Genomic DNA, 21,404 nt, shown 5'->3' with positions numbered 1-21,404 from the left:
AGCCCGCCCGGTCGATACGACTGTCACGCTTATTCCCTGAGATATCCGGCACGACCCGTCGAGGAACCGCCAATGGTCGATCACTCGCCAACCTCCGAACGTGTGGGCCTACGTGGGCGCGCCAAAGAGATGATCGTTCAAGCGGTACGCCCGGTACTCAATAGCGAGGAATTCGCCCGGTCGGTCCGCGGCATTTTCGCGGAGTTCACTGCGAGTGCCGAGTTCCACGAGGTCTTCGCGGCCCACGCGCGAACCGTGTTCGCGGGCTTCGTCACCAGTCCCGAGTTCCACGCCGGCCTCGCCTCGGCCGTGCCCTTCGACGCGATCGTGAAAGCCGTCCAACACGCCAACTGGTCGGCGACCCGGGACCCGGTCATGATGGCCGCCGAAACGCTGTCGATCGGGGCGCGGGTGGACAAGGGCACCCAAATCTTGCTGGCCGAAAAGTACAAGGAACTGCTCCGCACGAAGGCCCCGCTGCCGCGGTTCGACGAGGTCGGCTTTCGCACCTTCTCGCAGTTCGACGAGGACGGCATCCTCCTCTACATCTTCTCGCTCATCGGCACGACCAACCGCCGGGCGGTGGAGGCGTGTGCCGGCGTCGGGTTCGAGTGCAACGCCGCGAACCTGATCGTCAACCACGGGTGGGACGGGATGCTAATCGACGGCAGCGCGGACAATTGCCGGGTGTCGACGCAGTTTTACACCTCCCGGTCAGACACGCAAATCAGCCCGCCGAAGATCATTCACACGTGGATCGAACCCGACACCATCGACTGGGCCATCACCGTCAACGGGTTCAAGGGCGAGATCGACCTGCTCACGATCGACCTCGACGGCATCGACTACTGGATTTGGAAGAACATCACGAGCATCTCCCCCCGCGTCGTCGTGGTGGAGTACCAGCCGTGGTGGAAGGCCGATGAGCCGTACACGGTCAAGAACATCCCCGGCTACTGGTACCCGAATTTTGCGGAGACGAAGCCCGCCTACGTGGGTTGCTCGCTCGGGGCGTACGTCAAGCTGGCCCGCGAGAAGGGGTATCGGCTCGTCGGCTGCAACCGGAACCAACTGAACGCCTTCTTCGTGCGAAACGACATCGCCCCGGACATCCTCCCGGAAGTGTCGGCCGAGAGCTGCCTGACGTCGCGGCGCGTGACCGAGTCGCGCGACCACTACCGCCCGCACGTTGAAGCTCAACGGGCCGCCGGCGACTGGCACCTGGCGTAGGTCGTATTCACGCGAACGACTTCGCCAACTCGCCGACCGCCTTCAGGTCGAGCTTGCCGCTGCCGAGCGCCGGGAAGGCCGCGATCTCGTAACAGTGCCGCCGGTCGGGAACCCACAGGTTCGGCAGTCCTTGCCTTGCCAGCCCGTCGAGAACGGCGTCCAGCCTCGACGCGGCTTCCGGCAGATAAAGTACCACGAGCCGTTCGCCGCGCTTCTCGTCGGCGACGGCGCTCACCGCCACGAGTCGCTCGCCGGTGCCGAAGAGTTCCTGCATCTCGTGTTCGAGCCGTTCGAGCGGGACCATTTCGCCGGCGATCTTCGCGAAGCGGCTAATGCGGCCGGTGATGCGGATGAAGCCGGTCGGTTCTACGCGGCCCACGTCGCCGGTCAGGTACCAGCCGTTGTGGATCACCTGGGCCGTGCGATCGGGTTGCTTCCAGTAGCCAAGCATGACGTTCGGCCCCTTGATGCCGATGTTGCCCTCCTCGCCAACGGGCAAGGCTATGAGCGTGTCGGGGTGGAACGCCTTCGCCGCCACGCCGGGAAGCGGTTGTCCGACCGTGCCGAGCGTGTTGCCTGTCTGCTGGACGCCGCTCACATGCACATCGGGTACATTGGTGCTGACCACCGGGGAAACCTCGGTGCACCCGTAGCCCTCGAGCGGCAGCACGCCGAACTTCGCTTGGAACTCCTGGGCCAATTTCACCGGCAGCTTCTCGGCCCCGCAAATGAGCAGTTTCATCGTGCGGAAGTCTTCGACATCGCAGCGGCGCAGGTAGAAGCGGAGGAACGTGGCCGTGGCCATCATCAGCGTCCCCGCGTGCTTGCGGCAGAGTTCGCCGACCTCTTTTGCCGCCCGCGGGTCGGGGTAGTAGACGCTCCGCGCGCCGATGCACACCGCGGCCCACAGGCAGACGGTGTAGCCGAAGCTGTGGAAGAACGGCAGCGTCGCCAGCATCACGTCGGCGTCCGTGATCGGCGCGCCGTCGATGAACCCCTGCACGTTCCCGGCAATGTTCCGCTGCGACAGCACGACGCCCTTCGGCTCGCCGGTGCTGCCGCTGCTAAAGATGATCGTCTGCGCCGCGTCGGTGGCCGTTCGCGGTAAGCCGATCAGTCGGGCGACGATCCAAGATGGTAATGTCAGAATCGCGAGGAAGCGAAGCAGCTTCGCCGGCTTGCCGATGGCGGCGAGGGCGTCTTCGAGGAGGATCGACTCCACGCCGGCGGGCAGGTCGACCGGCACCTTGTCGATGAACCGCTTCGCCGTGATGACGACCTTCAACTCGGCCTGGCGCACGGCCGATTCGACGGAGTCCCGACCGGCGGTGTAGTTCAAGTTCACCGTCGGCCGGCCGAGGTAGCCGAGCGCGAGGTTCACGAGCGCCGAGCCGAGGCCGGTCGGCAGCCACACGCCGACGGGCTGGTTCCCCGGCGGTAGTTTCCTTCGTAGCCAACTCGACAGGCACCACGTCGCGACGAGGGCTTGGCCGAACGTCAGCCGGCGTTCGACGCCGGTCGCGGAATCGACAAAGCCGGGGCGGAAGACGTTCCGCCGGCGGGTCGCCGTCCGCACGAACTGATGGAAAACGGTGGGCAGCGCTCGGCTGTCGTGAATCGCCAGATCGGCCCGCGCTTCCGTCACGGCCGCCCGGACTGCGGTCGCGGTCGGCTTGTTCAAGAGTGGCGGGCCGAACCAGACCGACACCTTTGGTCGGCCCCATCGCGGCCATTTCCGCAGAATCGGGCCGTCCTTGTGGCTAAAGAAGCTGCCCCACGTGCCGGTCGTCGCCGCCGGAATGACCGGCACGTCCCCCTTCGCCATTCGCAACACGAGTTCGATTCCGCGGCCGAACGGCAGCATCTGGCCGTTGCGCGACAGCCGGCCTTCCGGGTAGACGAGCACGACTTCCCCGGCGTCGAGGGCGGCCGCGACGGCTTTCAGCGAATCGGCGATGGCGTGCGGCCGCGTGGAACGATTGTCGAGCAACACGAGTCGATGTCGGACCCACGACAGAAAGAATCGCAGGACCGGGTTCTTCTGATACCCCGCCCACATGACGTACCGCACGGGACGCGGCGAACTCACCCAAAAGATCATCCAGTCGATGTAGCACGTGTGGTTGCAAACCAGAAGCGCCGGGCCGGTCTTCGGGATGGACTCCTGGTGGTGAACGCGGAAGCGGTAGCGCGTGTGCAGGAGCACCCACCACAGGGTGCGGAGCAATGAGGGAAACATCCACGCCACGGCGAGGAACGCGACGAGCGCGGCGACGGGTGCCATTAAAATCAGGGCGACGACGGCAAGGATTGGCATTCTTGGCAACCATCGAGGGCGGGCGCGAGCGTCACGGGAGATGAGGCGTCGGGCGCGAGCAAATTATGAAGAATTCACGCTTGCGAAGCAAGGGGTGCGCCGTTATACCCCGCCGCACAACGACGCGAAACACCGGTGGGGGTGGGAAGTTGGTCGGGCGGCCCGTTGGGGGACGGGTCGCTCACCAACCTCGTCGGTCAGCGCGATGGGGGCGAACGATGGCAGTGGACTGCGACCGGCACATCCGTGAGATCGTCCGGGATGAAGCCCTGACGCGCGGGTTGGGGGATGAAGAAGCGCGGATGCTCGTCGAGTGGGTCGTCGATTGGGCCGAACTGCTCGCCGAGGCCGCCCGGAATGATGACGACGCCAACGAGTTGATCAACCGCCTCCGTCGTCGCGGCCGCGCGATTGGGCGGTTCGTGAAGCTTTGGTGCGATTTCGACATCTCCGACCGCAACGGTGCCACGCAACTCGCAGCCTCGGAGCGATTCGCGTGGCCGCTGCCGAACAACGAAGTCGATCCGCCCGATTTGATGCAGCACATTCTGACGTGGGAAAATGAACACACGGTCGAGTAATAGCGATTCACCCAGCGGGTGAAACGTCCTGTCTCACCCGCACAATCCCCTTATTTTACCCCTATCCGCTCGTTCAAATCTCGATTCGACGAAATCTCAGACTGCTCTCGTCACGTCGAACAATTGATGAGTATAATGTTCTGAACCAATTCGTCCGATAAGGTAGAGAGACTGTGGTGATAACACCACGTCGAATGGAATCGCCCGCTGGCAAATGTGTCTTTTGACTCATGCCAGAGGGGCCAGCGCAGTCCATGTTTAGCCGCGGCGGGGTTAAGTACGCTTGTGATAACGTCGCCGTAAGGGTACGATAACTCGGAATTTGCCGTGAATTCCGATTTTACCGCCTCACCCGAGAGCAGCCGTGAGCACGAATCCTCCTGGTCAACAGCCGGACAAAAACCGGTTCAGTCAACAAATTGACGATGCCTTCACCCAAGCCTCCAAGCTCGCCGGGTCAACGCTCGCCCCAACGGACTTCTACGAGAAGTTCCTGAACGTCGCGATTACCGCGATCGGGGCACCAGCGGGGGCGGTCTGGCTTCGGACGCCGCAAGGCTTCTTGCAGGTCGCCTGCCAACTCAATCTCGACAAGGTCGGCCTGGACGCCAAGCGCGGCGGCCGGCAGTGCCATAACGAGATTTTGCGGCAGGTCTTCCAGGCCCAGCCGCCGCGGTCCGTGATGATCGAGCCGCAGGGCCAGGTCAGCGGCCTCGCCGAACCGGGCCAGGTTCCGGCCCGCAACCTCACCGATTTCTTCACGCTCTTCGCACCGATCGTGCAGCCGGACAAATCGGCGATGGGCCTCCTGGAAATCTTCCAGGACTCCACGCACGACCCGCGGATGTACCCGACCTTCCTGAACTACTCGGTTCAGATGGCCGGCTACGCGAGCCAGTACCACACGTTCAGCAACACCCGGCAGGCAGCCGGGTTGGACAAGGTTTACACGCAGGTCGAGGCGTTCGCCCGGCTCATCCACAGCACGCTAAACCCGACCGAGTGCGCGTACCACGTCGCCAACGAAGGCCGACGGCTCATCGAGTGCGACCGCCTCTGCGTGGGCATCCGGCACGGCAAAAAGTCGACCGTGGAAGCCGTCTCCGGGGCCGACGTGGTCGAGAAGGCGGCGACCCACGTTCGCCGGATGCGGCAACTCTTCGACAGTGTCCTGACCTGGGGCGACAAGCTCGTTTTCAAGGGCGAAAAGGACGAGAGCCTGCCGCCGGCCGTGCTGCACGCCCTCGACGACTACCTGGCGGAAAGCCAGCCGAAGTTGCTGGTCATCCAGCCGATCCGCGACGAGCGGGAAAAGGACGACAAGAAGCCGGCCCGCTCGGTCCTGTTGCTGGAGAGCTTCAACCCGCCGGAAAACATCGAGCCGATGATTCAGAAGCTCGACATCGTCGCGAAGCACGCGGCGTCGGCTTTGTACAACGCGGCTGAACTCAAGTCGATCCCGCTAAAGACGCTGTGGTGGCCGGTCAAGAAGGTTCAAGACGGTCTCGGCGGGAAGGCTCGGCTCATCACCGCGTCCATCGTGGCCGCCCTGATCGCGCTCACCGTCGCGATGGTCCTCGTGCCGTACCAGTTGAAGATGGACGCGAAGGGCGAACTTCAGCCGACGGAGTTGCACCCGCTCTACCCGCGGGAGGCCGGCAAGCTCCGCAAGTTGCTCTTCAAGCCGGGCGACAAGATCAACCCGGACGCCATCGTCGCCGAGATGTTCAGTGAGGAAATCGGCGAGAAGTTGTTCAAGGTCTCCAGTGAGATCGAGGTTCGCCGCGCCCGCGTCAACAAGATGAAGTCCGAGGCCACGACGAACTTCTCGGCGTCCGATTTAGCGACGCACAACCAACGCCTCGCGGAAGACGAAGCCAACATCAAGAGCAACGAACTCCTCCGCCAGCAGATGATTCAGGACAGCAATCTCGACCTCGCCCGGCCCGGCCTGATGTACGTCAAGGCCCCACGGCTCGACCCCAGCAAGGTGAAGGCCGACGCCAAGTTGACGGTGCTGAACTCCGACAACTCCAACGAATTGATGAACCGCGTCCTCAAGCAGAATGAGGCAATTCAAAAGCTCGGCTACACCGAGGGGGAATGGCACATTCAGGTGAAGGTGCCCCAACGCAACCTCGGCCACATTTTGAAGGCCTTCGCCGACAAGGGCATGCACCAGGTCGACGACAAGGGCAAGAAGTACCTCGACGTGGACCTGCTGGTGACGAGCGAATCGGACACGAAGTATTACGGCCGCTTGTACGAGGACGAACTCGCCCGCGACGTGATCCCGAACCGCGACGACCACAACGAGTCGGAACCCATTTCCATCGGCTTCGTGAAGATCGACGTGGCCCAAATCCCGGAGAACCGCCGGGTGCCGCGGACGCTCTTCGCCTCGGGCCAAGAAGTACACATCCGCATCCGGTGCGGCGAACACGCCCTCGGCTACTCGCTGTTCCACGGCGTGTGGGAGTGGTTCTACGAGAAGGTCATTTTCTTCTTCTAACAGCGTCCGCCCGCGCCCCATCCGGGTCGCGGGCCGTCGGCTACCGCGAAGTCCCGGCCATCGGCCTGCACCGCAGAGTTACTACCCCGACGGCCACCCCTACTACAACCGCCCGTTTCGGGCACACCATCTTTCGTCGAGGATTTTGTCATGAATCGTCGCTGGATTCTGAAAACGGCTACGGGTCTGAGCTGCCTGGCACTGAGCGCCTGTGACGGCGACCGCAACGTCAAGAACCCGTCGAACGCCACCGGCACGAGTGAGAAGACACCGGCCGTCGAAATCGGCAGCCTGCTCTACAAGCCGGGCGATCCCCCGGAACCCGTGGCCCCGGCGACGGCCGCGACGGCAGAAATCATCGTCCCGAACTCCGTCGTGCGGCTCGACAAGAAGCAGCTCATCTCGGCCCTCGTGGACGGCAACATCGAAGTCATTGGCGTCCCGCTCGCGCCCGGCACGGCGTTCAAGCCGGACGACGGCACGCTGATGTTCGAGAGCGCCGACATGGCCCACGCCGTCCCATACAAGCGACTCCGCGAAGGCGACCGCATCGCCGGGAACTCGGTCGTGTGCGTTCTCGACGACCTCGACGCTCGCGTGCAATCGGAGGCCAGCCGGAAGGTCAGCGAGGCGTGCGTGATCGCCATTGGTGAGGCGAAAAAGGCGGCCGACAAAATCCTCGAACAAGTCAGCACGATGAAGAAGCTCGGCGGGGCCGCGTCGCCTCTCGAACTCATCCAACTCGAAGCGACGTACGCCCGGTACCTGGAAAACGTGGCTCAGTCGCAGAAGGAAAAGGTCAAGGCCGAGGGGGACGAGAAGCGGGCTGACGCCCTGCGGTTCCGCCACCGCTCGCGGAGCAAGGACGGCGGCATCATCACCAAACTCATGCGTGAGCCGGGCGAGTTCGTGAAGGCCGGCGACCCGATCATGGAAGTCCTCTCGACCGAAGACGTGCGCGTCGAAGGCATCCTCGAATCGCAAAACGCGGCCCTCGTCCGACCCGGGATGAAGGTCTCGGTCGAGCCGTCCGTGCCGGTCGGCCCGGACATGAAGTTCGGCCAGATGTTCCCCCACCGCCAAAGCGTTACCGCGGTCGTCGTCACGGCTCACGCGGGGCGGCCGATGATCGTCTCGGGCAGCCTCGACAATACCGTCTCGATCTGGGACGCATTCCCGCCCGCCGGTACGCAACCGAAGTCTTCGCTGTTGTCGCTCCCCCCGGAAGCCCAGGGTGTTCGCTCCCTCGCGGTGACCGGCGAGAAGGTGACGAAGCACGTCCTGGCGACCGGCGGCGAGGACGGCAAGGTCCGTCTGTGGGACCTGTCGAACCTGGAAAAGATCAGCAACAAGCCGATGAAGGAACTCGACGAGGCCCACGGCACCAGCGTGGCCTCCATGTCGTTCAGCCCCGACGGCCGCTTCCTCGCCACGGCGGCGGGCCGGGAAGTCTTCATTTGGAATGTCGCCGACGGCAAGAAGCTCTACACCCTCGCCGGCGACTTCAAGGACGGCTTCACCTCGGTGCGGTTCACCCCGCAATCGACGCTCGTCACGGTTTCCCGCGACCGGGCGATGCGAGTTTGGAAGGTCGGCGACAAGGCGGCGAGCATCGAGCGGACCATCGACCACCGTAAGGGGAACGTCGACGTCCTTGGCGTTTCCTCGAAGGGCGGCCGGGCGCTGTTCGACCAGGACGACGGCCGCATTGACGTGATCAGCCTCGCGACCGGCCTGTCGATCGGTAATGTTCAGAACAACGGCCCCGCGGCCCGGTTCGGAACCCTCGCCCTGTTCTCCCCGGACGACGCGCTCGTCCTCACGGCCGGCGGCGACGGCGACATTAAGGGCGAACTCCAACTCTGGACGACGCCGATGCCCGGCGGCCGCGGTTCGGAGCGGACGCGCCTGGTGGTGCCCGGCCACATGACGCCCACGTGTGCGGCCTTCGGCCCGGAAGGGGCGAACTGGTTCGTCGTGACCGGCACACAGTCCGGCAGCGTTCACGTCTGGACGGCCTCGGTTCTCAGCCAGAAGAACAAGGAGCGAACCGGTCAGGTGACGGCCGTGATCCCGAACGACGCCCGCACCTTCCGCGTGACGGTCGTCATCGACCGGGGCACGGACGCGGGCACGGTGCTGCAAGACAAGTCGTCGGCCACGATCATCGTGAAGCCGAGCGAAGTCGCCGCCCCGCCCGTCGCCGGGAACGCGACCGCGATCGTGCCGATGGAACCCAAAGTTCCAATGAGCGTTGTCGTGCCGGCCGGCGGCGTGCTGCCGGCCTCGGCGGTCGTGCCCGCGAGCGGCACCGGCGTGGAGCGGTTCCCGCCGGTGGTCGTGCCCGCGATACCGATGCACGAAGGTAAGCCGAAGTAACGTCTGCCGCGGGGGCGGGGTTCTCCAACCCTGCCCCCGCGAGCGCCCTCCCGGCCCTTCCCCTTCGGCAGACGAATCGTCATGGACACCGCGCTTCTGAACAACCCGGTCGAACGCCGCAAGGCCGTGCGCCTGCGCACCCGCCCGGACTTGCAGATCACCGAACAGCGTTACGAGGGCAAGGTCTACCACGTCGTGAAGGACCCGGTCTGCCTGCGGTACTACCGCTTCAACCGGCAGGAGTTCTTCGTCTTCAGCCTCTTCAACGGCACCCACACCATGGAAGAGGTGAAGGGCCGATTCGAGGAAGAGTTCAAGCCGCACCGGCTGGAGTACAACGACCTGGAAGGCTTCGCCCGGCAGCTCATCACCGCCGGCCTCGTGCAGAGCGAGACCGTCGGCACCGGCAAGCACCTCTTCGAACGCCGCGCCAAGCAACGGCGGACGAAGCGACTGGCCGCGATCTCAAGCATCCTCTACTGGAAGATCCCGGTCTTCGACCCGGACCGCATCCTGACGTGGATGTACAGTTTCTTGTGGTGGATCTTCACGGCACCGTTCTTCGTCGCGTCGTGCAGCCTCATGCTGGCGGCCGTGTTCCACGTGATGCTGCACTTCCAGACCTTCTATGACAAGCTGCCGGCCTACCACGAGTTCTTCTCGTTCAACTCGGTGTTGTACCTGTGGATTTCGCTCGGCGTGGTGAAGGTCATCCACGAGTTCGGCCACGGCCTCAGTTGTAAGGCGTTCGGCGGTGAGTGCCACGAGATGGGCGTTCTGCTCATGTGCCTGTCGCCCGCGCTCTATTGCAACGTCACCGACGCCTGGACGATCAGCGACAAGTGGAAACGGATCATCATCAGCTTCGCCGGGATTTACGTCGAACTGATCATCGCGGCCCTCAGCACCTTCGTCTGGTGGTACACGCCCCACCTGCCGGTAGTGAACAATATTGCGCTCTGCCTGATGACGCTCTGTAGCGTGAGCACGTTCTTCTTCAACGCGAACCCGCTGATGCGGTTCGACGGCTACTACATCATGGCTGACTGGTTGGAAATCCCGAACCTCCGGGACCGATCGAACCGGTACATCACGAACGCCTTCCTCGACCGCGGCCTCGGCATCGAAGTCCCGCCGGAGCCGTACATGGCCCCGACGCGGAAGGTGCTGTTCATCGGCTACGCGGTCTGCAGTTGGGTCTACCGCTGGGTGGTGACCTTCAGCATCATCTGGATGCTGTCCGACTTCTTGGGGCCGAAGCTCCGCGTCATCTCGCACATGGTCGCCATCCTGTCCCTGGTCAGCATGTTCGTCTGGCCGGTCGTTCGGATGGTCAAAAACGTACGTCACCGGGGGCGGTTGCCAGACATGAAAGCGAAGCGGGTCTACATCACGCTTACGATCTTTGCCGGCCTGTTGGCCACGTTCTTCCTCGTACCGCTGCCGATTAGCCGCGTGCGGGACACCGGCCTCGTTTCGATCCACCCCGACCACGGCGAGTCGGTCGGGCTGACCGAACCGGCGTACCTCGACCGCTTGGAAGTGACGGAAGGGCAGACCGTCGTCCGCGGCCAAGTCATCGCCCGGTTCGTCAGCCAACAACTCGCCGAAGAAATCACGAAGACCCGCACGGAGATGCTGCGAAGTCAGCAGATCGCCGACGACCTGTCCCAACAACTCGGCGAGAAGAACATCCCCGTTGCGTCCGCGGCCCAAATCAAGGGGCAGGAAGCCGAGCAACGCGAGACGGCCCGCCAGTCCGAGCGCAAGCTCATCGAACTGAAGCGGCGGGCCGACGACTTGCGGGAACTGAAGGCCCCGCGGGACGGCGTCGTCATGGGCTTGCCGCGGCCGACCGACCTCGGGAAACAGTACGACCGCAACTTCCAGGACCAGAAGCCGGTCTGCACCGTCGGCGACCCGACGCGGCTGATCGTCAAAATCCCCGTCTCGGCCAACGACTACCGGCTCTTGAAGGACGACCAAACGAAGGAAGGGCTGTTCGTCTCCTTCTACGTGAAGGGCCGAACGGACCGCATCTTCAAGGGCCGCCTCCTCCGCCTGCCGGACTCGGACGCGAAGCAGGTGCCCGTAGCCCTGACGCAACGCGGCGGCGGCCCACTGGCGGTCAAGCCGGCCGGTGAGAACGGCCAGGAAACGACGCCGCTCGCACAGACGTACCTGATCGAAGCCGAACTCACCGACCCGGACGCGACCGTTCGGCCGGGTGCACTGGTGCACGCGAAGGTCCACTGTCAGTGGCGGACGGGGGCGTGGTGGGTCGGGCGGTTCATCTCGTCGGCCCTGGACATCGGCCTTTATTGAGATTCCGCGGGGGCGGGCGGGTCGTAAGATGACCGGCATCCGGGAGGAACCGATGCCGATTCGCGCCGCCCTTTTCGACTTCGACGGCACGCTGGCCGACAGCTTCGTCGCCATCACCGCCAGCACCAACCACGTCCGGCAACTCTACGGCCTGCCCGCCCTGGCGGAAGACACCGTCCGCTCCTATGTCGGGCTGGGCCTCACGAATCTGATGGAAAACCTGGTGCCGAACGCCCCGCCCGCGGCGGCGGTGGCCGCGTACCGCGACCACCACCCCTCCGTCATGGCCGCCGGCACGCGACTCTTCCCCGGGGTACTCCCCACGCTCGAAGAACTTCACGCCCGCGGCATCCGGCTCGCCGTTTGTAGCAACAAGCGCACCGAGTTCACGAAAGCGCTCGTGCGGGACTTGAAGCTTGGCCATCTCTTCGACGAAATCCTCGGCCCCGACGACGTGGGGATCCCCAAGCCCGACCCCGCCATGCTGGTCGAGGCGATGCGTCGCCTCGGCGTGCCGGCCGCCGAGACGGTCTACGTCGGCGACATGGTCATCGACGTGGAAGTCGCGAAGGCGGCCGGCGTGCCGGGGTGGGTCGTGCTCGGCGGGGCATCGAGCCGCGAGGATTTGGAGGCGGCTCGACCGGACCACCTCTTGAAAGAGTTCACGGAAATCGCGAAGTTGATCCCATCCTGAGAGGAGTCACCCGTGGAACGTCAGAACATCAGCACCGGCGGCAAGTGGGAACCGATCATCGGCTATTCGCGGGCGGTCCGCGTCGGGCCGTTCGTATACGTCTCCGGTTGTACGGCGGCCACGCCGGACGGCCTCGTCGGCAAGGGTGACGCTTACGCCCAGGCGGTTCAGACGCTGAAGACGATCGTGTCGGCACTGGAAAAGGCCGGGGCGAAGCCGGAACACGTGGTCCGCACGCGCATCTACATGACCCGAATGGCCGACTGGGAAGTTGTCGGCAAGGCTCACGGCGAAGTCTTCGGCACGGCCCGCCCGGCGACGGCGATGGTCGAAGTGAGTAAGCTCATCGACCCCGAAATGCTCGTCGAAATCGAGGCGGACGCGGTCATCCCGAACGGGTGAGCGGTCACTTCACGATTTTCAAGATTCGGTTGTTACTGCTGTCGGCGATGAAGATGATGTTGGTCTTCGGCTGAACGGTCACGCCGTGCGGTTGGCTCAGTTCAACGGCCGCCGGGTCGCCGCCGACGCCGGCCGATCCCTTCTTGCCGGTGCCGGCCACAAGGTCGAGTTTCTCCGTCTTGGGCGAGTACCGCACGATCCGATGGTTCTCGGTGTCCGCGATCAGCACAGAGCCGTCGGTGTCGACGCACAGGTGTTTCGGCCCGTTCATCGCGGCCTTCAGCGCCGGCCCACCCAACCCCGCAGCCCCCGCCTTACCGGTGCCGGCCACGGTGCGGATCAATCCCTTCTCGTCCACGACCCGCAGCGCGTGGCCGCCGCGTTCCAGGATGTAGATGCGGCCCTGGGAATCGACGACGGCGGCGCGGGGGTCGGCGAGCGGTTGATCGACGGCCTTCTCGCCGTCCTTCGGCACGCCCTTTTGCCCGTTGCCCGCCACGGTCGTCACGGTTCGCGTCTTCAGGTCCAACTTGCGAATCCGGCGGTTGTCGAGATCGGTCAGGTAGAGGTTGGCCCGCGACTTGTCGAGATCGAGGCAGTGGACGCCGCCGAACTTGGCGTCGTCGGCTGGCCCACCGTCCCCGGCGAACCCCTTCTCACCCGTGCCCGCGTACTTCGAGATCATCCCGGCCTTCGGGTCGAACGTGCGGACGCGGTTGTTGAACGTGTCGGCCAGGTAAATGAGGTCGTCAGGCCCGGCGATCAAGTGGTGCAGCCCGTTGAACTTGGCCATCAGACCCTTGCCGCCGTCGCCGTCGTTTCCCTTGTCGCCGGTCCCCGCGACGGTGACGACCGCACCGTTCACGATCTTGCGGAGCCGCTGACCCTTCTCCATTTCGACGAAGTAGAGGGTACCGTCGGCCGTGAACGTGACCGCGAACGGGGCGACCAGCTTCTCTTCCGGGGCGTGGGCCAGAATAATCTTGTCGGCCGCCGCCCCGGTGCTGAGGGTGGCGAAACTGAGCACGAGGGCAAGGGTGTGGCGCATTTGACGACCCGTCGAGGAAGGTTGGAGTGAGGGTAGGCGGCGGCCCGTAGCGTGTCAATCGCCGATTCCGTATCTCGTCCTCATCGCGTTCCGGAGGCCGTGCGTGCATTCTTACGAAGTCGTCTTGCTCCTCTTGGCCGTCTGCATTGCCCTCGGCCTGCTCGGCCGGTGGCTGCGGATGCCGTACCCCATCCTGCTCGTTATCGGCGGGTTGCTCATCAGCCTCCAGCCGTGGGCCCCCGCCCTGCCGCCACTCGACCCGAACCTGGTAATGATGTTCTTCCTGCCGCCGCTGTTGTACGCGGCCGCGTTTAACACGCCGTGGAAGTCGTTCCGCCTGCAATTGCGCGCGATCTCACTGCTGGCCCTGGGCCTCGTGATGTTCACGGCGACGGTCGTGGCGTTCCTGGCGAATTGGCTGATCGGCCTGCCTCTGGAAGCCGGCTTCGTGCTTGGCGCGATCGTGTCACCGCCGGACGCCGTGGCCGCGCTCGCGATCACGCAGCGGATGAAGCTGTCGAAGATCGTCACGACGATCCTGGAAGGCGAGAGCCTGGTCAACGACGCCTCGGCCCTGGTGATTTACCGGATGGCCGTGGGGTGCGTGGTCGGCGGTACGTTCTCGGTGAGCGAGGGGTGCCAGACGTTCTTCCTCGTGAGTGCGGGCGGCATCGCCGTCGGCATCGTCGGGGCGTGGCTCGTCCTGCGGTTGCACGGCTGGCTGAACCGCACCCACCTCGCCGACGCGAAGCTAACCATCGCGATTACGCTGCTCACGCCGTTCGCGCTGTACTTCGCCGCCGAGCACCTGCACGTCTCTGGGGTGCTGGCGGTCGTGACGGCCGGCCTGATCGTCGGCCAACAGTGCCCGCGGGTCTTCGACCCGGAGATGATCGTGGAAGCGCGGGCGGTGTGGGAGATGGTCGAGTTCGTACTGAACAGCCTCATCTTCATTCTGATCGGGTTCCAACTGCCGGTCGTGCTCGGCCAACTCGGCGACCGCTATTCGCCGGGGGAGTTGGCCTTATTCGCCTCGTCCATCTCGGCGGCGGTCATCGGCGCGCGGATCGTGTGGGTGTTCCCCGGCGCGTACATCCCGCGGTGGTTCGACCGCCAGTTGTTCGGGGAAGCCGCCCCAGCCCCGCGGTGGCAGAACGTCGCGGTGGTGGCGTGGACGGGGATGCGGGGCGTCGTCTCCCTCGCGGCCGCGCTGGCGCTCCCGCAGGCGACGGCCGAGGGCCTCCCCTTCCCCGGCCGCGACCTGATCCTGTTCATCACGTTCTGGGTCATTTTCGCCACGCTCGTCGGCCAGGGTCTAACCCTGCCGCTGCTCATCCGCTGGCTCGGCGTCGAAAAACTGACCGAACCGGAATCGCCCGACGACGCACAAATTGAGTCGAGTTGACCCGGCGAGAGTCCTATCATTCCCCCAACGGTTCCCCGGCTCCGAGTGCTCACGCGCATGGACATTCCTGCGAAAAAGCTGTTGAAGTTGCTCTCGGACGCCGTCCCGGTGGAAGTCCGGGCGGCCTCGACCCTGGTCGTCGGCGAGTTGGGGTTGCGCGACGCCGAAGTCGCCGCGGCCGTGGCCGAACTCCTCACCGACCCGGCGGCCGAGGTTCGCACGAACGCCATCAAGGCCGCGGGGCAGTTGAAGATCGAGAAAAGTCTGCCCGTGTTGCTGGAACGGATCAGCCACGGCGGCCCGGAAGCGTCCCTCGCAGCCGAGGCCGCCGCCGCCCTCGGGGCGAAGGGCGTGAAGGGCCTGCAAGACCTGATGCACAAGGTCGTGCCCGGCGTGCGGAAGTACATCGCCGCCGCGTTAACGTCGGCCGTGTCCCACACCGGCGACGCGGCTGGCCTCGCCGTGCTGGTCGATCACGACCCGCAAGTCGCAGCCTCCGCTTCCTCTGCCATCATCGCGAAGATTCCCACGCTGACGCCGGACCGCAAGGCCGAGTTGGCCAAGGAACTGACGGCCCTCGTCAAGAACAAGAAGAAGCCAATCCCGGCCACGTCCGAAGTGCCGGTCGCACGGCTGTTGGTCGCGTTGAATCAGCCGGCGGCAGCCGAGGTGATGTGGGATCGCATTTTGTTGCCGCACCCGCCGGAAGTGCGGACGATGGCCCTGCAAGCCGTCGGCGGGTGGACACCGTCGCCGAACAAGGAGCAACTCAAGCGGCTGTTCCACTGCGCGAGCGAACCCGACTTCCGCATCGCCGCCCCGGCCCTGGCGATCTTGAACAAGCTGCCGGTCACAGACAAGACGCTCGAAGACTGGATCGCCCTGCTGCACGCCCCGGACATTGCCGCCCGACGCTTGGCGATGGACAAAATCGGCGACCGCGACACGAACGAGGTGGCCGAGGGCTTGCTCGCCCAATTCCACCACTCCGATCGCAGCGTCCGCGATACCGCTCGAAGCCGATTGCAGAAGCTAAAAAGCGGTCGAAAGGCTCTCGTGAAAGGGCTGATCGAGTCACAGGGCCACGACGAAACGTGGCAGTTCGCCCGCACGATTGCCACCTTCGGCAAGGAACTCACGCCGTCGGCCCGCACCGAGATTTTCGAGACGACGTGCGCCTACCTGGAGAAAAGCGATCACCGCACCGACCCGTTCTTGTTCGTGCTGCGCGAGATCGACGCGGGCGAGTTGCAGGACAAACTCGTCGAACAGGCCGTGGGCCTTCGCAAGAAGAAGAAGTACGACGCGGCGATGACGTACCTGAAGGCCGTGGCCCGCGACCCGTCGGTCGGCTTCGCCGTGCGGTTGGAAATTGCCCTGAACGGCCTGAAGGTTTCGCGGAAGGAGGCCGACCCGCACTCCCGCGAGTCGGACCCGTGCCTGCGGAACTTCGACACCCTCTTCCAGCAGGACGCGGAACAACTCGTCAAGGAACTGGACAAGGCGAAATTTCTGGACGAGGAAGACCTGTTCTACGTCGGCTTCCACTTCGCCGAGCAGATCGGCCGGCCACAACAACTGGGCGTAGACTTGCTGAAACTCGTCGTGAAGCGAAACCCCAAGAGCGAAGCCGGCAAGTCGGCGAAGAACAAGCTCAAATCGGTCGGGGCGTAAGTTCCGTACAATTCACCGAACCACCGGGGACGCCTCGTCCTCTCTCACACCACCCGCGCCGCCCCTACCACGGGCGTCGCCTTCGGAGACGTATTGCGATGCCGACGAAAATTGACATGGCCAAGTTCGCCAAGTTCTGCAAGGACACCGGGTTCATCTTCCAATCGAGCGAAATCTACGGCGGCATCAACGGCTTCTGGGACTACGGTCCGCTCGGCGTCGAACTCAAGAAGAACATCAAGGACGCCTGGTGGCAGGACATGGTCCGCAACCCACCGCCGGGGCCGGACGGCCAGGAAATCCGCATGGTCGGGCTGGACTGCTCGATCATCATGAACCCGCAGGTATGGGTAGCGAGCGGGCACGCGGGTGGTTTCGCAGACCCCATGGTTTCATGCAAGGCTGAAGGATGCAAGAAGCTATTTCGAGCAGACCAACAATGGGTAGTTGCTTATCTAGACCCACGTAACGAAGACACGAAACTGGCCCGTCTTGAAGAACGCACAGAAGGGATGAAGTCTGCGGTTAAAGAGGGACTAGCTTCTAAATCTGCAGCTGAGCGAGATGCAACTATGGATGCAGCACTCGCGACTTCGCGACTTATCGCTGAATCATGCCGTCCCGATTTTACAAAGACAGTTACTGCGAGTAGTGCCGAGGAGGCTAAAGAGCTTGCTACTCTCACGAAACAAGAACAAAAGATGATCCCGAATTTGGTATTCGGCTATGCAGTACCACTAGTGGAGTACATGAAAACTCCAAAGGTAGATGCTCCCCGGTGCCCTGCTTGTGGTGAGAAACAGTTGACCGAACCTCGCGCCTTCAACCTCATGTTCGAATCGCATGCCGGACCGATCGCCTCGGAGGAGAACAAAGTCTATCTCCGCCCCGAGACGGCTCAGGGCATCTTCGCGAACTACCGCAACGTGCTGAACAGCACGCGACTGAAGTTGCCGTTCGGGATCGCGCAGGTCGGGAAGGCGTTCCGCAACGAGATCAACCCGCGGAACTTCACCTTCCGCTCCCGCGAGTTTGAGCAGATGGAGATCGAGTTCTTCTGCCACCCCAGCGAGAGCATGAAGTGGTACGAGTACTGGCGCGACCTCCGCAAGAAGTGGTACAGCACGCTCGGCATCAAGAGCGACAACTTGGTGCCGCGGGAGCAGGGCAAGGAGGAACTCGCCCACTACAGCATCGGCACGACAGACATCGAGTACATGTTCCCGTTCAGCGACGAACCGCAGGAACTCGAAGGCGTTGCCCACCGCGGGGCGTTCGACCTGACGGCCCACGCCAAGCACAGCGGCAAGGCGGATGACCTGGCGTACTTCGACGAGGAGTTGTGGAATAACGACTCGCAGACGATGGCCACGCGGTCGTTCAAGGAGTGGCTGAAGTCAAATCCGACAGTCGACGAGCGAAGCAAGTACAAGTACGTGCCGCACGTCATCGAGCCGAGCGCCGGGGCGGATCGGTTCACGCTCGCGGTGCTGACGGAAGCGTACAGCGAAGACCAAGTGCCAGACGCGAAGGGTAAGCTCGAAGAGCGGGTCGTCATGCGGTTCCACCCGCGGTTGGCCCCGGTCAAGTGTGCGGTCTTCCCGCTCGTGAACAAGGACGGCATGCCGGAAAAGGCGTTGAAGCTGTACCGCGAACTGAAGGCTCACTTCAACGTCGTCTTCGACGATAAGGGGGCCGTCGGCCGTCGCTACCGCCGGCAAGACGAGATCGGCACGCCGTTCTGCGTGACCATCGACGGCGACACGATGACGAACGACACCGTCACGATCCGCGATCGGGACTCGATGCAGCAGCGGCGGATTCCGATTTCCGAAGTGAAGCTGGAAGTAATGAAGTCGCTGATGGGGTGAGCGAAGAAAGCCCAGGCACGGCCGTGCCTGGGCTTTTGGGTCATTTCAGTTTGCTGGAGCGTGATCGCAAGAGGTGGTCGATCAGGACCAGTGCCATCATGGCCTCGCCCATTGGCACGAATCGCGGCAGTAGGCACGGGTCGTGCCGGCCGCGGACGAGAATGTCCGTTGGCTCGCCGCTGCGGGTGACGGTCTTCTGACTGCGGGGGATGCTGCTCGTCGGCTTGATCGCCACGCGGCAGACGATCGGCATGCCGGACGAGATGCCGCCGAGCATTCCGCCGTGGCGGTTCGTGTCGGTGTGGATCGGGTTCGGCGAGAAGAGGTCGTTGTTCTCGCTGCCACGCATGCTTGCGACCGCGAAGCCGGCCCCGTACTCGAAGCCCAGCACCGCCGGCAGTGAGAGCAACGCTTTCCCCAAATCGGCCTTGAGTTTGTCGAAGACCGGCTCACCCAAGCCCGGCGGCACGCCGACGGCGACGAGTTCGCACGCCCCGCCGATGCTGTCGCGGTCCATCCGCACGGCGTCGATCAGCGATTCCATTTCGGCAGCGGTCGCCGATATGGGGCAGCGCGTCGGCGAGGCTTCCACCTGCTCCAGCGTCACGGCCGTCGGGTCGGGGATGTCCGCGATGACGCTTCCCACCTGCTTCACGTAGCCGAGAACTCGGATGTTCTCGCGGGCTAACAGCTTTTTCGCCACGGCCCCGGCGGCCACGCGGCACACGGTTTCGCGGGCGCTCGTGCGGCCGCCGCCGCGGTAGTCGCGGAAGCCGTACTTCGCGTCGAAGGTGTAGTCGGCGTGGCCGGGGCGGTACTTGTCCTTGATGTCGCCGTAGTCGCCGCTCCGCTGGTCGCCGTTGCGGAAGGAAATGCCGATCGGCGTGCCGTCGGTCTTCCCTTCGAAGATGCCGGACCAGATTTCCGGCAGGTCGGCCTCGTCCCGCTGGGTGGTCAGTTTCGACTGCCCCGGCTTTCGACGGGCCAAGTCGGGGAGCAAGTCCTCCACGGACAGGTCCAGCCCGGCCGGGCACCCGTCGATGATGCACAGGTAGCCGGGGCCGTGCGAGACGCCGGCGGTGGTGACGCGGAACAGTTTGCCGAAGGTGTTGCCTGCCATGCTGCGGATTATACCGACCAACCCCGACACGCAACCCGCGTGGCGAGAAAAGTTGCGCGACCGTGCCCGAAAAACCGGCCACTGCCCCGCCGCGCGAGGATGATGTAAAGTGGTGGTATCGGCCACGGCCCCGCGAGAGAAGCCATGCGAACTGTGTGGACGGTAACGATTCTCCTGACCCTGCCGGCGTTCGCGGCGGCTCAAACGACGGCAGCGAAGGTCGCCCCGCGGTACGGGATCGCCATCAACACGCGGACGTTCACGCAGACGACCGCGAAAGAAACTCTCACATCGGCCATCAAAGCCGTCGAGGAGAATCGGTTCGACGTACTGGTCGCCCACCTCATCGACCCGAAGGTGACGGAAGCCCGGGCGGCGGAAAACGGGCGACTGCTGGAAAATGAGGTCGAGAAGGACTTGCAACAAGTCCGCGAAAAGCAGCGGGCGAACCCGATCAACGTGGCGTCCGAGGAGAAATTGCCCTTCGAGCCAATGGCGTTCGCCCAGTTCGTGAAGGCGGAAGCCAAGGTTCGCGGCTTCAAGGCGGCCATCGAAGAAGTCCGGCAGAAGTTCGCGGGCGACACGAGTCTCATCCCCGAGATGAAGCGGTTCCTCCGCGACGGCGACTTCACGAACACCCCCGACGGGGCCAAGGTCACACTCAAAGACGCGAAGGGGAAGGCGATCTTCTTCACGAAGGTGAACGATCGCTGGTTTATCGAGGACCGCAAAGAGGACGCGACGAAGGACGAGAAAAAGTAAGTCCGCCCTGCATATCATGAACCCATTCTCGATGGGTTCTACGCCATGATCGACCTGCGCAGCGATACCCTCACAAAGCCGACGCCCGGCATGTTGGCGGCGATGGCCGCTGCCCCCGTCGGGGACGACGTATACGGGGAAGACCCTACCGTCAACGCGCTCGAAGCGAAGGTCGCGACGTTCTTCGGCCACGAAGCCGCTGTCTTCTTCCCGACCGGCACGATGGCGAATCAGGTTGCCATCCGCACCCACTGTGAGCCGGGCGACGAAATTCTGATCGAATCGACCAGCCACATCGTCCTTTGGGAAGCCGGCGGGGTCGCCGTTCACAGCGGCGCGACCTGCCGGCCGATCGACGGCACACACGGCCTACTTACCGCGGCACAACTCGAAGGTAAACTCCGGCCGGACGACATGCACAGCGTTCGCACCCGGCTCGTCAGCCTGGAGAACACGCACAACCGCGGCGGGGGGACGATTTACCCGCTGGAAACGGTCGCCGCCATTTCCGCATGGGCACGGTCGAACGGCCTTGCGATGCACCTCGACGGCGCTCGCCTCTGGAACGCCATCGTCGCGTCCGGCGTTTCCGGGCCGGAATGGGGCCGGCACTTCGACACGATCATGGTCGCGTTCAGCAAGGGCCTTGGCGCGCCGGTCGGGTCGGCCCTCGTGGGAAGTACCGACTTGATGCGGAAGGCCCGGCGGTTGCGGAAACTCTTCGGCGGGGCGATGCGTCAAGTCGGCTATCTCGCCGCCGCCTGCATCCACGGCATGGACCACCACCTCGATCGGCTCGCCGACGATCACGCGAACGCTCGGTTGCTCGCTGATGCGGTCGGGAGCGTACCAGGGTTCACGCTCACGCCGGCGGACGTGCGGACCAACATGGTCTGGTTCGAAGTCGATCCGCGACACGGTTCGGCCCAGGCGGTCGTGGCGAAACTGAGGGAGCAAAACGTTCGCGCGTCCGCCCTCGACGGCCAGACGATTCGCATGTGTACGCACCTCGACGTGGGCCGGGAAGAATGCGAACGCGCGGCCCAGGTGATCCGTAGAATACGCTGATCCTCTCACGACGACC

At 64.2% G+C, this 21,404-nt stretch carries 15 protein-coding genes; 12 read left to right on the top strand and 3 right to left on the bottom strand.

Translation table 11 applies throughout. The features are described from left to right. The first annotated feature begins 129 nt into the window (after positions 1–129). Positions 130–1,230: a hypothetical protein gene (locus tag PX52LOC_RS25430; protein WP_149112721.1), complete on the top strand. Its 1,101-nt coding sequence runs from the start codon at positions 130–132 to the stop codon at positions 1,228–1,230. Positions 1,231–1,237: 7 nt separating this feature from the next. Here the strand turns inward: PX52LOC_RS25430 and PX52LOC_RS25425 are convergent, their stop codons facing one another. After that, positions 1,238–3,547, bottom strand: coding sequence for an AMP-binding protein (locus PX52LOC_RS25425; RefSeq protein WP_149112720.1), 2,310 nt, complete (start codon positions 3,545–3,547; stop codon positions 1,238–1,240). 218 nt (positions 3,548–3,765) lie between these two features. Here PX52LOC_RS25425 and PX52LOC_RS25420 point away from each other — a divergent pair, with 218 nt between their 5' ends. The 6 genes from PX52LOC_RS25420 to PX52LOC_RS25395 all read left to right on the top strand — a co-directional run bounded on the left by PX52LOC_RS25420 (position 3,766) and on the right by PX52LOC_RS25395 (position 12,440). After that, positions 3,766–4,128 (top strand): hypothetical protein, encoded by a 363-nt coding sequence (locus PX52LOC_RS25420; protein WP_149112719.1) that lies wholly within the window; start codon positions 3,766–3,768, stop codon positions 4,126–4,128. 364 nt (positions 4,129–4,492) lie between these two features. Then, a complete protein-coding gene (locus tag PX52LOC_RS25415) occupies positions 4,493–6,640 on the top strand; it encodes an efflux RND transporter periplasmic adaptor subunit (protein WP_149112718.1) in 2,148 nt (715 codons plus the stop codon). A gap of 150 nt (positions 6,641–6,790) precedes the next feature. Then, on the top strand, positions 6,791–9,019 hold the full coding sequence (locus tag PX52LOC_RS25410) for an HlyD family efflux transporter periplasmic adaptor subunit (protein ID WP_149112717.1): 2,229 nt from the start codon (positions 6,791–6,793) through the stop codon (positions 9,017–9,019). A gap of 81 nt (positions 9,020–9,100) precedes the next feature. After that, positions 9,101–11,344 carry a site-2 protease family protein gene (locus PX52LOC_RS25405; protein ID WP_149112716.1) on the top strand — a complete coding sequence of 748 codons (2,244 nt, stop codon included), beginning with the start codon at positions 9,101–9,103 and terminating at the stop codon, positions 11,342–11,344. 52 nt (positions 11,345–11,396) lie between these two features. Further along, positions 11,397–12,038 carry an HAD family hydrolase gene (locus PX52LOC_RS25400; RefSeq protein ID WP_168219197.1) on the top strand — a complete coding sequence of 214 codons (642 nt, stop codon included), beginning with the start codon at positions 11,397–11,399 and terminating at the stop codon, positions 12,036–12,038. A 12-nt stretch (positions 12,039–12,050) separates the two neighbouring features. Beyond that, positions 12,051–12,440 (top strand): RidA family protein, encoded by a 390-nt coding sequence (locus tag PX52LOC_RS25395; RefSeq protein ID WP_149112714.1) that lies wholly within the window; start codon positions 12,051–12,053, stop codon positions 12,438–12,440. Between the two features lie 4 nt (positions 12,441–12,444). On the opposite strand, the gene PX52LOC_RS25390 is transcribed toward PX52LOC_RS25395, so the two are convergent. Beyond that, positions 12,445–13,488, bottom strand: coding sequence for an NHL domain-containing protein (locus PX52LOC_RS25390; RefSeq protein ID WP_149112713.1), 1,044 nt, complete (start codon positions 13,486–13,488; stop codon positions 12,445–12,447). 103 nt (positions 13,489–13,591) lie between these two features. Here PX52LOC_RS25390 and PX52LOC_RS25385 point away from each other — a divergent pair, with 103 nt between their 5' ends. The 3 genes from PX52LOC_RS25385 (at position 13,592) to PX52LOC_RS25375 (ending at position 18,438) form a co-directional block, all read left to right on the top strand. Next, complete coding sequence (locus PX52LOC_RS25385; RefSeq protein ID WP_149112712.1) at positions 13,592–14,893, top strand: Na+/H+ antiporter; 1,302 nt, start codon at positions 13,592–13,594, stop codon at positions 14,891–14,893. 57 nt (positions 14,894–14,950) lie between these two features. Further along, on the top strand, positions 14,951–16,567 hold the full coding sequence (locus PX52LOC_RS25380; RefSeq protein WP_149112711.1) for a HEAT repeat domain-containing protein: 1,617 nt from the start codon (positions 14,951–14,953) through the stop codon (positions 16,565–16,567). Between the two features lie 98 nt (positions 16,568–16,665). Then, on the top strand, positions 16,666–18,438 hold the full coding sequence (locus tag PX52LOC_RS25375; protein ID WP_149112710.1) for a glycine--tRNA ligase: 1,773 nt from the start codon (positions 16,666–16,668) through the stop codon (positions 18,436–18,438). Positions 18,439–18,478: 40 nt separating this feature from the next. Here PX52LOC_RS25375 and aroC read toward each other — a convergent pair whose 3' ends face one another. Beyond that, positions 18,479–19,558 carry a chorismate synthase gene (gene aroC / locus PX52LOC_RS25370; protein ID WP_149112709.1) on the bottom strand — a complete coding sequence of 360 codons (1,080 nt, stop codon included), beginning with the start codon at positions 19,556–19,558 and terminating at the stop codon, positions 18,479–18,481. Positions 19,559–19,702: 144 nt separating this feature from the next. On the opposite strand from aroC, the gene PX52LOC_RS25365 reads away from it, so the two are divergent. Further along, positions 19,703–20,320 carry a hypothetical protein gene (locus tag PX52LOC_RS25365; RefSeq protein ID WP_149112708.1) on the top strand — a complete coding sequence of 206 codons (618 nt, stop codon included), beginning with the start codon at positions 19,703–19,705 and terminating at the stop codon, positions 20,318–20,320. A 45-nt stretch (positions 20,321–20,365) separates the two neighbouring features. Next, entirely contained in the window at positions 20,366–21,388 is a 1,023-nt protein-coding gene (gene ltaE, locus PX52LOC_RS25360) for a low-specificity L-threonine aldolase (protein ID WP_149112707.1), read from the top strand. Positions 21,389–21,404 lie beyond the last annotated feature (16 nt).

Origin of the sequence: Limnoglobus roseus (assembly GCF_008254045.1) — a bacterium.
Lineage (GTDB): Bacteria > Planctomycetota > Planctomycetia > Gemmatales > Gemmataceae > Limnoglobus > Limnoglobus roseus.
Note: the sequence above shows the minus strand (reverse complement) of the source record. Positions and strands in the feature narration are given on the sequence as shown.

Bases quoted from the DNA above. Each gene is read 5' to 3' on its own strand.
- PX52LOC_RS25430 (WP_149112721.1), top strand. From the start codon at position 130: ATGATCGTTCAAGCGGTACGCCCGGTACTCAATAGCGAGGAATTCGCC.
- PX52LOC_RS25400 (WP_168219197.1), top strand. From the start codon at position 11,397: ATGCCGATTCGCGCCGCCCTTTTCGACTTCGACGGCACGCTGGCCGAC.
- aroC (WP_149112709.1), bottom strand. From the start codon at position 19,558: ATGGCAGGCAACACCTTCGGCAAACTGTTCCGCGTCACCACCGCCGGC.
- PX52LOC_RS25405 (WP_149112716.1), top strand. From the start codon at position 9,101: ATGGACACCGCGCTTCTGAACAACCCGGTCGAACGCCGCAAGGCCGTG.
- PX52LOC_RS25410 (WP_149112717.1), top strand. From the start codon at position 6,791: ATGAATCGTCGCTGGATTCTGAAAACGGCTACGGGTCTGAGCTGCCTG.
- PX52LOC_RS25390 (WP_149112713.1), bottom strand. From the start codon at position 13,488: ATGCGCCACACCCTTGCCCTCGTGCTCAGTTTCGCCACCCTCAGCACC.
- PX52LOC_RS25380 (WP_149112711.1), top strand. From the start codon at position 14,951: ATGGACATTCCTGCGAAAAAGCTGTTGAAGTTGCTCTCGGACGCCGTC.
- PX52LOC_RS25420 (WP_149112719.1), top strand. From the start codon at position 3,766: ATGGCAGTGGACTGCGACCGGCACATCCGTGAGATCGTCCGGGATGAA.
- PX52LOC_RS25425 (WP_149112720.1), bottom strand. From the start codon at position 3,547: ATGCCAATCCTTGCCGTCGTCGCCCTGATTTTAATGGCACCCGTCGCC.
- PX52LOC_RS25365 (WP_149112708.1), top strand. From the start codon at position 19,703: ATGCGAACTGTGTGGACGGTAACGATTCTCCTGACCCTGCCGGCGTTC.
- PX52LOC_RS25375 (WP_149112710.1), top strand. From the start codon at position 16,666: ATGCCGACGAAAATTGACATGGCCAAGTTCGCCAAGTTCTGCAAGGAC.
- ltaE (WP_149112707.1), top strand. From the start codon at position 20,366: ATGATCGACCTGCGCAGCGATACCCTCACAAAGCCGACGCCCGGCATG.